This window comes from Streptomyces sp. CNP082, from assembly GCF_059570535.1.
Genome location: NZ_JCANSZ010000051.1, coordinates 41,270 through 51,789, shown reverse-complemented (window position 1 = coordinate 51,789; position 10,520 = coordinate 41,270). Strand labels below are relative to the sequence as shown.

At 72.5% G+C, this 10,520-nt stretch carries 12 protein-coding genes and 1 tRNA gene; 7 read left to right on the top strand and 6 right to left on the bottom strand.

Annotated features, from left to right (window positions below):
* Positions 1 to 48 precede the first annotated feature (48 nt).
* On the bottom strand, positions 49 to 540 hold the full coding sequence (locus tag B124_RS29760) for a transposase (RefSeq protein WP_496506080.1): 492 nt from the start codon (positions 538 to 540) through the stop codon (positions 49 to 51).
* A 150-nt stretch (positions 541 to 690) separates the two neighbouring features.
* Positions 691 to 921 carry an IS110 family transposase gene (locus B124_RS29755; protein WP_496506086.1) on the bottom strand — a complete coding sequence of 77 codons (231 nt, stop codon included), beginning with the start codon at positions 919 to 921 and terminating at the stop codon, positions 691 to 693.
* Between the two features lie 353 nt (positions 922 to 1,274).
* On the opposite strand from B124_RS29755, the gene paaB reads away from it, so the two are divergent.
* The 4 genes from paaB (at position 1,275) to B124_RS29735 (ending at position 4,391) form a co-directional block, all read left to right on the top strand.
* Positions 1,275 to 1,607, top strand: a complete 333-nt coding sequence (gene paaB, locus B124_RS29750; protein ID WP_496506085.1) for a 1,2-phenylacetyl-CoA epoxidase subunit PaaB — start codon at positions 1,275 to 1,277, stop codon at positions 1,605 to 1,607.
* Positions 1,604 to 2,407, top strand: coding sequence for a 1,2-phenylacetyl-CoA epoxidase subunit PaaC (gene paaC / locus B124_RS29745; protein ID WP_496506079.1), 804 nt, complete (start codon positions 1,604 to 1,606; stop codon positions 2,405 to 2,407). Before paaB ends, paaC begins: the two co-directional genes overlap by 4 nt.
* A complete protein-coding gene (gene paaD, locus B124_RS29740) occupies positions 2,401 to 2,985 on the top strand; it encodes a 1,2-phenylacetyl-CoA epoxidase subunit PaaD (protein WP_496506078.1) in 585 nt (194 codons plus the stop codon). The genes paaC and paaD overlap by 7 nt, the downstream gene beginning before the upstream one ends.
* A 305-nt stretch (positions 2,986 to 3,290) precedes the next feature.
* Positions 3,291 to 4,391, top strand: a complete 1,101-nt coding sequence (locus tag B124_RS29735; RefSeq protein ID WP_496506077.1) for a 2Fe-2S iron-sulfur cluster-binding protein — start codon at positions 3,291 to 3,293, stop codon at positions 4,389 to 4,391.
* Between the two features lie 35 nt (positions 4,392 to 4,426).
* On the opposite strand, the gene B124_RS29730 is transcribed toward B124_RS29735, so the two are convergent.
* The 4 genes from B124_RS29730 to B124_RS29715 all read right to left on the bottom strand — a co-directional run bounded on the left by B124_RS29730 (position 4,427) and on the right by B124_RS29715 (position 7,151).
* Positions 4,427 to 4,771 carry a rhodanese-like domain-containing protein gene (locus B124_RS29730; protein WP_496506076.1) on the bottom strand — a complete coding sequence of 115 codons (345 nt, stop codon included), beginning with the start codon at positions 4,769 to 4,771 and terminating at the stop codon, positions 4,427 to 4,429.
* A 70-nt stretch (positions 4,772 to 4,841) separates the two neighbouring features.
* The gene (locus B124_RS29725; protein WP_496506075.1) at positions 4,842 to 5,696 is read right to left on the bottom strand and encodes a J domain-containing protein; all 855 of its coding nucleotides are present in this window, start codon (positions 5,694 to 5,696) and stop codon (positions 4,842 to 4,844) included.
* A gap of 336 nt (positions 5,697 to 6,032) precedes the next feature.
* Entirely contained in the window at positions 6,033 to 6,608 is a 576-nt protein-coding gene (locus tag B124_RS29720) for a TerD family protein (protein WP_496506074.1), read from the bottom strand.
* 459 nt (positions 6,609 to 7,067) lie between these two features.
* Positions 7,068 to 7,151: transfer RNA gene (locus B124_RS29715), tRNA-Leu, on the bottom strand.
* Positions 7,152 to 7,535: 384 nt separating this feature from the next.
* Here B124_RS29715 and B124_RS29710 point away from each other — a divergent pair.
* Genes B124_RS29710 through B124_RS29700 form a run of 3 tightly spaced genes read left to right on the top strand, consistent with a single transcriptional unit; the run spans position 7,536 to position 10,508 of the window.
* The gene (locus tag B124_RS29710; protein WP_496506073.1) at positions 7,536 to 8,411 is read left to right on the top strand and encodes an FHA domain-containing protein; all 876 of its coding nucleotides are present in this window, start codon (positions 7,536 to 7,538) and stop codon (positions 8,409 to 8,411) included.
* Positions 8,412 to 8,421: 10 nt separating this feature from the next.
* Positions 8,422 to 8,928, top strand: coding sequence for an FHA domain-containing protein FhaB/FipA (locus B124_RS29705; RefSeq protein ID WP_496506072.1), 507 nt, complete (start codon positions 8,422 to 8,424; stop codon positions 8,926 to 8,928).
* Between the two features lie 26 nt (positions 8,929 to 8,954).
* Entirely contained in the window at positions 8,955 to 10,508 is a 1,554-nt protein-coding gene (locus B124_RS29700; RefSeq protein ID WP_496506071.1) for a PP2C family protein-serine/threonine phosphatase, read from the top strand.
* The last annotated feature ends 12 nt before the right edge of the window (positions 10,509 to 10,520 follow it).

The following is a 10,520-nucleotide window of genomic DNA, read 5'->3' as shown; positions in this document are numbered from 1 at the left end:
GGCCCTGCCGGGTGCGAGCACGGAGGGGGCGGCTGCCTAATGCTGTTGTCAAGCTGTGAGGTGGAGAGGCGGCCGGGCTTGGTAGGGGTGGCGGTCGCGCAGGATTGCGTGGAGGACGTTGACTTTTCGGCGGGCCAGGGCGGTCAGGGCTTGGTGATGGCGTTTGCCCTNGGCTCGTTTGCGGTCGTCGAAGGTCCGCGAGGCCGGATCGCGCTGGATGGAGCAGAGCGTTGCCTGGCAGAAGATCCGCTTGAGGGCCTTGTCGCTGCCGGTGGCGCTGCGCGAGTGGCGGACTTTCCCGGACTGGGAGAGCGCAGGCGCCAGGCCGGCCGCGGCGGCGAGCGCGTCACCGCTGGCGAAGCGGTGGATATCGCCGACGAGGGCGGGGAACTCGGCGGTCAGTGTGGCCCTCATCCCCGGCAGGCTGCGGATGAGGGCCCCGTCAGGGTGGATGCCGGCCAGTCCTTCGGTCTCGGCCTCCAGGGTGGTGAGCCGGTCCTTGCCGGCGAGGAGTTCACCGGCGAGTTCCCGGATGAGCATCGCGGTGCGGCGCTCGCCGACGACGGCGGTGCGCTGAGCGTTCGCCGAACAGGCCGCGGCCTGGGCCAGGGTTTGGGCAAGGGGCTGTCTGACACCGCGTTTGCGCAGGCAGTCGGCGATACGGCTGGGTCCGGCCCGGCGGATCTGGGCCTAGGTGACGTAGTGGCCGAGCAGGATCAGGGCCGACTTGCGGGTCGGGTCTGTGGCCCGTTCCAGCCCGGGATGGATGCCGGTGAGCAGGTCACGCAGCCGGGCGGTGCAGGCGGTTGCGTCCNTGACCAGTGTGGTGCGGTTGCTGACCAGCAGCCGCAGTTCCACGGCGGTCTCTTCCGGCAGCTCGACAGTGCGCAGGTCGTCACGGAGCATGACCTGTTCGGCGATGACCTACTCCTTCCGCCTGTCCTCGCCCTCCACAGCGATGATCCGCAGCGCCTGATCACCAGTCCGGAACAAGTGGCGGGGCAGGGGGATCAGCCGCCTGAGCCATCCAGGGCAGCCAGCATGAAAGCCATCCCTGCCCCACCCGCGCAGTCCCAGAGTCGCGAACTCCCGGGACCCACTCAAGAAGGTAGGACCGCATGAGCGCGGAGAACGTCAACGCGGGGCGGCATACGGGTGCGGGCTCTGGCGGCACGGAACCAGACACGGACGGGGGCGTGGGCACGGACGCGGGTCTGGGCGCGGACGCGGGTGCCCGCTCCGGCGCGGGCGCGGGCCATGGCGCAAGCGCGGGCGTGGGCCTTCGCGGCGCGGATGCCGGGACCGGTGCCGGCGAAGGCGCCCCGGCGGGGGACTGGCCGCTGTGGGAGGTGTTCGTCCGCAGCAGACGCGGCCTGTCGCACGTGCACGCCGGCTCGCTGCACGCCCCGGACGCCGCCATGGCCCTGCGCAACGCCCGCGATCTCTACACCCGGCGCCAGGAGGGCGTCTCGGTGTGGGTCGTGCCGTCGGCGGCGGTCACGGCCTCCTCACCCGACGAGAAGGACCCGTTCTTCGCGCCCGCCGCCGACAAGCCGTACCGCCACCCGACGTTCTACGAGCTGCCGGAGGGGGTGCGGAACCTGTGAGCACCGCCCCGGACCCGGCCCCCGCCGCCCCGGCACCCGCCTCCACCACCGCCGAGCCCGCCACCGCCGAGCCGGCCATCGCGGGCCCCGCCGCCGCGGGTGCGCTGGCGCTGGGGGACGACGCGCTGGTGCTCTCCCACCGGCTCACGGAGTGGACCGGTCACGCGCCGGTCCTGGAGGAGGAGGTCGCCCTCGCGAACATCGCGCTCGACCTCCTCGGCCAGGCGCGCACGCTGCTGTCCCTCGTCGGCGACGAGGACGAGCTGGCGTTCCTCCGCGAGGAACGCGCCTTCCGCAACGTCCAGTTGGCCGAGCAGCCGAACGGCGACTTCGCGCACACCATCGCCCGCCAGCTCTACTTCTCCGTCTATCAGGAGCTGCTGTACGGGCAGTTGGCCGCGGACGGCGAGGCGGCACCGCTGGCGCCGCTCGCGGCGAAGGCGGTCAAGGAGGTCGCGTACCACCGCGACCACGCCGAGCAGTGGACGCTGCGCCTCGGCGACGGCACCGAGACCTCGCACGCCCGGATGCGCGCCGGCCTCGACGCCCTCTGGCGGTACACGGGCGAGCTGTTCCGGCCCGTCGAGGGACTGGCGGTGGACTGGGCCGGGCTGGAAGCGGCGTGGCTGGACACCGTGGGCGACGTGCTGGCGCGCGCCACGCTCACGCTGCCCGAGGGCCCGCGCGGCACGGGCTGGTCGGCAGGCGCCGGACGGGAGGGCGTGCACACGGAGCCGTTCGGCCGGATGCTCGCGGAGATGCAGCATCTGCACCGCAGCCACCCGGGGGCGTCATGGTGACGGACACGGAGACGAACGCGGACCCGTCGCCGGCGACCCCGCTGGAGGAGCGGCTGCGGGAGCTGGCCGGCAGCGTGCCGGACCCGGAGCTGCCGATGCTCACGCTCGCGGAGCTGGGCGTGGTGCGCGGGGTGCGCAGGACCGGGGCGGCGGCGGTGGAGGTCGAGCTGACCCCGACGTACACGGGCTGCCCGGCCGTGGAGGCCATGGCCGAGGACATCGAGCGGTTGCTGCGCGAGCGCGGCGGGATGACGGACGTGCGCGTCCGGCGCGTGCTGGCCCCGGCGTGGACGACGGACGACATCACGCCGGAGGGCCGCCGCAAGCTGGCGGAGTCGGGCATAGCCCCGCCCCGCACCACCCGGCCGTCCGGCCCGGTGCCGGTGACGCTGAGCCCGCGACAGGGCGTGCCTGCGGCCACCCCTGCGCACACAGGAAAGGCCGAGCCCGTGCGCTGTCCGCACTGCGGCTCGGCCGATACCGTCCTGCTCTCCCCGTTCTCGTCTACAGCCTGCAAGGCGCTGTGCCGCTGCACCGACTGCCTTGAGCCCTTTGACCACTTCAAGGAGCTGACTTGAACCCTCCCCAGCCGAAGCAGGGGATTCCTGGCTCAGGAAGCCCGGCGGGTCAGCGACCCGAAAGGTCTTACACCCTCAACACCAGCCGGGACGGAACCCGCCCGGTTTGATGCAACAAGCTCGGAGGTGCATGTGCTGTCTTGGCTCTCGATCAGCACGCACAGGATGCTTGGTTCTCGCAACCCGCGTCCAGGGCGTTACCAGACGCTGATCCAGCCTGAAGGCGGATCGACTTACCCTCTTCTGCTCCCCAGGAGTCCGATTCATCCCCGGCCTGATCGCCAAGGCATCCTGGGAGGAAACACGTGACCTCCGCCGCCGCACCCCGGGGGCACGCCGTCTTCCACGACCTCAAGGTCGCCGACGTCCGCCGCCTCACGGACGACTCCGTCGCCGTCACCTTCGCCGTGCCGCCCGAGCTGCGCACCGCGTACAGCTTCCGCGCCGGGCAGCACGTCGCCCTGCGGATCCCCACCGGCACCGACGGCGGCGCCAGCGACCGGCGGACGTACTCGATCTGCTCCCCCGAGGACCCCGAGCCCGCCGAGCTGACCGTCGGCGTCCGCGAGGTCGCCGGCGGCGCCTGCTCGCCGTACGTCAACCGGCAGCTCGCGCCGGGGGAGACCCTGCCCGTGCTCACCCCCGCCGGCCGCTTCGGGCTGCGCGGCGCCGCCGTCCCCGACGGGCGCTACGGCGCGGTGGTCGGCGGCAGCGGCATCACCCCCGTGCTCTCCCTCGCCGCGACCCTCCTCGGGCGCGACCCCGCGGCCCGCTTCTGCCTCGTCCGCAGCGACCGGTCCACCGACTCCGCGATGTTCCTGGAGGAGGTCGCCGACCTCAAGGACCGCTATCCCGACCGGCTGCAGGTCGTGCAGTCGCTCAGCCGCGAGGAGCAGCAGGCGGGGCTGCCCGCCGGGCGGCTGGACGCGGCGCGGCTGGCGGAGCTGCTGCCCGCGCTGCTGCCGGTGGCGGAGGTCGCGGGCTGGTTCCTGTGCGGGCCCTTCGGGCTCATCCAGCAGGCGGAGCGCGGGCTGCGCGCCCTCGGCGTGCCCCGCGGCCGGATCCACGAGGAGATCTTCCACGTGGACGACGCCCCCGCCCCGCAGCCGGCCGCCGGCACGGCGCCCGAGCACAGCACGCTGACCGCCACCCTCGCGGGCCGCTCCGGCAGTTGGCCGCTGCGGCCGGGCGAGAAGCTGCTCGACGCGGTGCTCCGGGCCCGGCCGGACGCCCCGTACGCGTGCAAGGGCGGCGTCTGCGGTACGTGCCGGGCGTTCCTGGTCCGCGGCGAGGTCCGGATGGACCGCAGCTACGCGCTGGAGCCGGACGAGCTCGCCGCCGGATACGTGCTGGCCTGCCAGTCGCACCCGGTGACGGAGCAGGTGGAGCTGGACTTCGACCGCTGAGCCGCTGAGCCGCTGAGCCCGGGGGTGCGGAGGCGTCAGAGCACGTGGCCGGGGGCACCGCCGTCGTTCACGACCGCCCGCCCGGCGGCGGCCCACGCCTCCATGCCCCCGGCGACGTTGACGGCGTCGATCCCCTGCTGCGCCAGATACATCGCCACCTGCGCCGAGCGCCCGCCGGAGCGGCAGATCACGTTGATCCGGCCGTCCTGCGGCGCCGCCTCGGTCACCTCGCCGTAGCGCGCGGCGAACTGGCTCATCGGGACGTGCAGGGCGCCCTCGGCGTGGCCGGCCTGCCACTCGTCGTCCTCACGGACGTCCAGCAGAAAGGCGGCCTCCGTCAGCTCGTCGATGGCGACCGTGGGTACGTGACCAAAGCTCATACCCCCGACGCTACCTGACCGCCGCCCGGCTCCCCCGGCCCCGTCTGCCAGGCCCCCGCCCGGCCCCGCCTCAGCCGCGGGCCAGCTCCGCGAGCGTGGCTTCCTTCTCCGCCACCCGCACCAGCAGCTCCTCGGCGATCTCCTCCAGCAGCCGGTCCGGGTCGTCGGGCGCCAGCTTCAGCATCTGGCCGATCGCCCCCTCCTCCAACTGCTTCGCGACCGACACCAGCAGCTCCTTGCGCTGGGCCAGCCACTCCAGCCGCGCGTACAGCTCCTCGGTGCGGCTGCGCCGGGGCTCCTCGGCCGCGGGCCCGGCCTCCCACTCCGCCTTGAGCGCGGTCAGCGCGGCCACGTCCCCGGAGGCGTACGCGGTGTTCACGCGGGCGATGAACGCGCTGCGCCGGTCCGACTCGTGCTCGTCCTGCGCGAGGTCGGGGTGCGCCATGCGGGCCAGCTCGCGGTAGATCCGGCGGGCCTCCTCGCTGGGCCGCACCCGCGGCGGCGGCGATACGGGCCGGCCGGTGAGCATGTCGGCGGCCTCCGGCGAGAGCCCGTCGGAGTCGAGCCAGCCGCCGAACAGCTCCTCGACGCCGGGCATCGGCATCACCAGCGCCCGCGCCTCGTCGGCACGGCGCTTGTCCTCCGGGTCGCCGGTCTGCTCGGCCCGGGCCTCGGCGATGAGGGCGTCCAGCTCGTCGAGGCGGCTGTACATGGGGCCGAGGCGCTGGTGGTGGAGGCGGGAGAAGTTGTCGACCTCGATACGGAACGTCTCGACGGCCACCTCGAACTCGATGAGGGCCTGCTCCGCGGCGCGTACGGCGCGATCCAGGCGCTCGGCACCGCTGTCGCCGCCGTCCCCATCCCCGGCGCGGGCGTGCTCGTCGTCGGAGGGCGTCTGCTCGTCGGGTTCCGCGGGTTCCGTCACCCCGCAAGCGTACGGGGTGGGCCCCGGCGTGAGGCGGCCAGTTCCGCGAGGAGTGACCCGCCGCATACGGACCGCGCCCACCCAGCGCCCACCCAGCGTCCCCCAGCGCCGCCGCCGCGCCCGCGCCGCACCTGTGCCGCCCCACGGCCGGCGCCGGCCCCGGAAACGGCGGAACCGGCGACGGCCTTGCCGTCGCCGGTTCCGCTGACCGGGCAGGGCGGGAGGACCGCGGGCCCGAGGGCCCGCGGATCCACCGCCTCACGAGCCGTCACCGGCTCGGACGTCGACCGAGACGTCGACTCAAACGCCGACTCGGGCGTCGACTCGGGCGTCGACTCAGACGTTGACGCCGAAGTCCTGCGCGATGCCGCGCAGCCCCGAGGCGTAGCCCTGGCCCACGGCGCGGAACTTCCACTCGGCCCCGTGGCGGTACAGCTCGCCGAAGACCATGGCGGTCTCGGTCGAGGCGTCCTCGCTGAGGTCGTAGCGGGCGATCTCGTTGTTGTCGGCCTGGTTGACGACGCGGATGAACGCGTTGCGCACCTGGCCGAAGCTCTGCTGGCGGCTCTCCGCCTCGTAGATCGACACCGGGAAGCTGATCTTCTCGATCTCGGCGGGCACGCCCGCGAGGTTCACCTTCACCTGCTCGTCGTCACCCTCGCCCTCACCGGTGAGGTTGTCACCGGTGTGCTCGACGGAGCCGTCGGGGCTCTTGAGGTTGTTGAAGAAGATGAAGTGCTGGTCCGAGAGGACCTTCCCGTCGGCGCCGAGCAGCAGCGCGCTGGCGTCGAGGTCGAAGTCCGAGCCGGTGGTGGTACGCACGTCCCAGCCGAGGCCGACGACGACGGCCGTGAGCCCCGGCGCCTCCTTCGTCAGCGAGACGTTTCCACCCTTAGCGAGGCTGACACCCATGACTTACCCTGCCCCAATCCGGCGCGGGCCGCGCCGCTTGACGAACATTGCTGGGCCCGGCTGACCGCGGCACCCATTGGTGCAACGAGCACCCCGGGACCCCGGTTCCCGCCAGCGTACGGCGACGAATCGGACCTCGTGTCCACGGGTCTACCACCTTCGCCGATCGCCCCGGAACCCCCCGGGCGGCGCGTTACGCCGTCCGGGCGTTTCACGTGAAACCAGACCCCGGCAACCCTGCTGCGGCCCGGCTCTCCCCGCAACCGTTTCACACCACGCCGACCAGCGCATTCTTGCCCTGACATGCCCTGACGCGCCCTGAAATGCCCTGATGTGCGCCGCAGAGCCGCGCGGGCGACGGGGGAGCGACAGGGGGAGACCACGGCGAAACGACGGAAGGTGCCCGGCCCGATGACTTCCGTCTCGGAACCGGACACCTTCCGTCGGTGCTTCCGTGTGTGCGCGAGGGGGGAGTTGAACCCCCACGTCCTTTCGGACACTGGAACCTGAATCCAGCGCGTCTGCCTATTCCGCCACCCGCGCAAAGGGTGCGCCGTACGCGGCCACTGGCCGCCTCGGCGTCGTGCTGACGTCAGGAAGCCTAGCACGCAGTTCCGGCCCGAATCACATCCGATTTGCCCGCACCGCAACCGCTCGGGGCCGCTGGTGCGGGACACTGGGAGGAGCCGCCCGTACCATCCCAGGAGACACCTGGGCGGACGGTGAGGAGCAGGACCGGACGGCCCGACGGACAGCCGGCCGGAAGGTGCGGGACAGGCGTGAGACAGGTGTGAGAGAGGACACCGCGTACCGGCGGCGGGGACCGGGAACCAGTCCATTCCCCCGCGCGTGGATACGATCAGCGTGCAGTTTCGAGCAGCATGTTCGAGGGCCCGGCGGGAAGGCCCGTAGGAGAGGAGGTGCCCCGTGGGAGTACTCAAGCGCTTCGAGCAGCGTCTCGAGGGTCTCGTCAACGGCACCTTCGCCAAGGTGTTCAAGTCCGAGGTGCAGCCGGTGGAGATCGCCGGCGCCCTGCAGCGCGAGTGCGACAACAACGCCACGATCTGGAACCGTGAGCGTACGGTCGTGCCCAACGACTTCATCGTGGAGCTGAGCCCCCCCGACTACGACCGGCTCGCTCCGTACTCCGGCCAGCTCGGCGAGGAGCTCGCGGCCATGGTCCGCGACTACGCCCAGCAGCAGCGCTACACCTTCATGGGCCCCATAAAGGTGCATCTGGAGAAGGCGGAGGACCTCGACACGGGCCTCTACCGGATCCGCAGCCGCACCCTGGCCGGCAGCCACTCCCAGGCGCCCGCACGGGGCCGTCCTCCCGGCGGTGCGCCCGGTGCGCCCGGTGCGCCCCCCGGACCGCCCGCCCCCGCCGGCCCCGGCAGCTACGGCTCCCAGCCGAGCGACTACGCCGCCTACGGCCGGCCGCCGCAGCACCAGCCGCCGCCGATGCCCGCGGGCCCGCCGCCCGGCCCGCCCGGCGGCGCCCCCGCCGGCGGCGCGCGCCGGTTGCGCCACTGGCTGGAGATCAACGGAGTGCGCCACCAGATGACCAGGCAGTCGCTGGTCCTCGGGCGCAGCACGGAAGCAGACGTACGGATCGACGACCCCGGCGTCTCCCGCCGGCACGCCGAGATCCGTACCTTCGACGGCGGCGCGATGGTGCAGGATCTCGGGTCGACCAACGGCATCGTGGTAGACGAGCAGCACACCCAGCGCGCTACGCTCCGCGACGGCTCGCGCATCCGCGTGGGCAGCACCACCGTCCTCTACCGGCAAGCCGAAGGGTGAAGCGGGGCCGATGTCAGAGCTGACCCTGACGGTCATGCGGCTGGGTTTTCTCGCCGTACTGTGGCTGTTCGTCATCGTCGCCGTACAGGTCATCCGCAGCGACCTGTTCGGCACCCGGGTCACCCGGCGGGCCGCGGCCGTCCAGGACCGGCCGCCGCCGCGGCCCCAGGCGCCGCCGCAGGACGCCAGGGGCGGGCGCGGCGGGCGCCGGAGCCAGCGCGGGGCCCCGACCAAACTCGTGGTCACCGAGGGGTCGCTCACCGGCACCACCGTCACCCTGCAGGGGCAGACCATCACCCTGGGACGGGCCCACGATTCGACAATCGTGCTGGACGACGACTACGCCTCCTCGCGGCATGCCAGGATCTATCCGGACCGTGACGGGCGTTGGATCGTGGAGGACCTCGGTTCGACCAACGGCACCTATCTCGACCGGACCCGGCTCACCGTGCCGGTGCCGATCCCGCCCGGCGCACCGATCCGGATCGGCAAGACCGTCATCGAGCTGCGGAAGTAGAAGACCATGACCGGAGGGCGGGCACCATGCGGATGTACCCGGAGCCGACCGGCGAGGTGCGCATGAGTCTCTCTCTGCGCTTCGCCGCCGGTTCGCACGAGGGCATGATCCGTGACCACAACGAGGACTCCGGCTACGCCGGACCCCGGCTGCTCGCCATCGCCGACGGCATGGGCGGCCAGGCCGCCGGCGAGGTGGCCAGCTCCGAGGTCATCTCCGTGATGGTCGCCCTGGACGAGGACGTCCCCGGCTCCGACCTGCTCACCGCGCTCGGCACCACCGTGGAGCACGCCAACGACCGGCTGCGCCGCATGGTCGAGGAGGACCCGCGCCTGGAGGGCATGGGCACCACGCTCACGGCCCTGCTGTGGACGGGCCAGCGCCTCGGCCTGGTGCACGTCGGCGACTCCCGCGCGTACCTGCTGCGCGACGGCGCGCTGACGCAGATCACCAAGGACCACACCTGGGTGCAGCGGCTCGTCGACGAGAACCGCATCACCGAGGAGGAGGCCACCACCCATCCGCAGCGCTCGCTGCTGATGCGCGCGCTCGGCAGCGGCGACCAGGTCGAGCCCGACCTGTCCATCCGCGAGGTGCGCGCCGGCGACCGCTACCTGGTCTGCTCCGACGGCCTGTCGTCCGTGGTCAGCCACGAGACGATGGAGAACACCCTCGCCGGCTACGCCGGGCCGCAGGAGACCGTGCAGGAGCTGATCGAGCTCGCGCTGCGCGGCGGCGGCCCGGACAACATCACCGTCATCATCGCCGACGTCCTCGATGCCGCCGACGACGACACCATGGCCGGCCGGCTCAACGACGCCCCCCTGGTCGTCGGCGCCGTCGCGGAGAACCAGCACCAGATCGACACCGCCGGCATGCAGACCCCCGCCGCCCGCGCCGCGGGCCTGGGCCGGCCCACGCCGCCGCAGGCCGGCGGCTTCGGCCCGGCGGAGGACGGCGGCGACCCGTACGGGCTGTCGTACAACGACGAGGACTTCATCAAGGCCCCGCCCCGCTTCAAGTGGCTCAAGCGCGGGCTGCTGGCCGCCGTGGTCCTCGGCGGGCTGGGGTTCGGCGGCTACAAGGCGTACGACTGGACGCAGTCGCAGTACTACGTGGGCACGAAGGACGACCACGTCGCCGTGTACCAGGGCATCGACCAGAAGCTCGCCTGGATGAGCCTGTCCTCCGTCCACCAGGACCACCCGGACATCGAGCTGAAGTACCTCCCCAAGTACCAGCAGAACCGGGTCGAGGACAACATCGCCGAGGAGAGCCTCGGCGACGCCCAGGCGAAGGTGGCCGACCTGCAGAAGCAGGCCGACGTCTGCCGTACGGTCGCCGAGGCCGAGGCCGCGGAGGCCAACGCCCAGGAGGAGGAGCGGCGGCGGCAGGAGCAGGAGAAGCAGAACCCCGATAACCCTGACAATGCCGATGACCCTGACAACCCAGACAAGCAGGACCCCGACAAGCAGGGTGACGCCGGGGACGCGGCAGGGGACGAGAAGTCCGAGTCGCCGGCGCCCGGAGCCTCGCTGACCGAGGAAGAGCAGAAACTGGCGAGGCAGTGCCCGAAGTGATAACCCGTTGGG

What these genes read in the sequence shown, in the direction of transcription:
- paaD (WP_496506078.1), top strand. Translation starts at nt 2,401, where the DNA reads ATGGTGACGGACACGGAGACGAACGCGGACCCGTCGCCGGCGACCCCG.
- B124_RS29730 (WP_496506076.1), bottom strand. Translation starts at nt 4,771, where the DNA reads ATGAGCTTTGGTCACGTACCCACGGTCGCCATCGACGAGCTGACGGAG.
- B124_RS29720 (WP_496506074.1), bottom strand. Translation starts at nt 6,608, where the DNA reads ATGGGTGTCAGCCTCGCTAAGGGTGGAAACGTCTCGCTGACGAAGGAG.
- B124_RS29705 (WP_496506072.1), top strand. Translation starts at nt 8,422, where the DNA reads ATGTCAGAGCTGACCCTGACGGTCATGCGGCTGGGTTTTCTCGCCGTA.
- B124_RS29700 (WP_496506071.1), top strand. Translation starts at nt 8,955, where the DNA reads ATGCGGATGTACCCGGAGCCGACCGGCGAGGTGCGCATGAGTCTCTCT.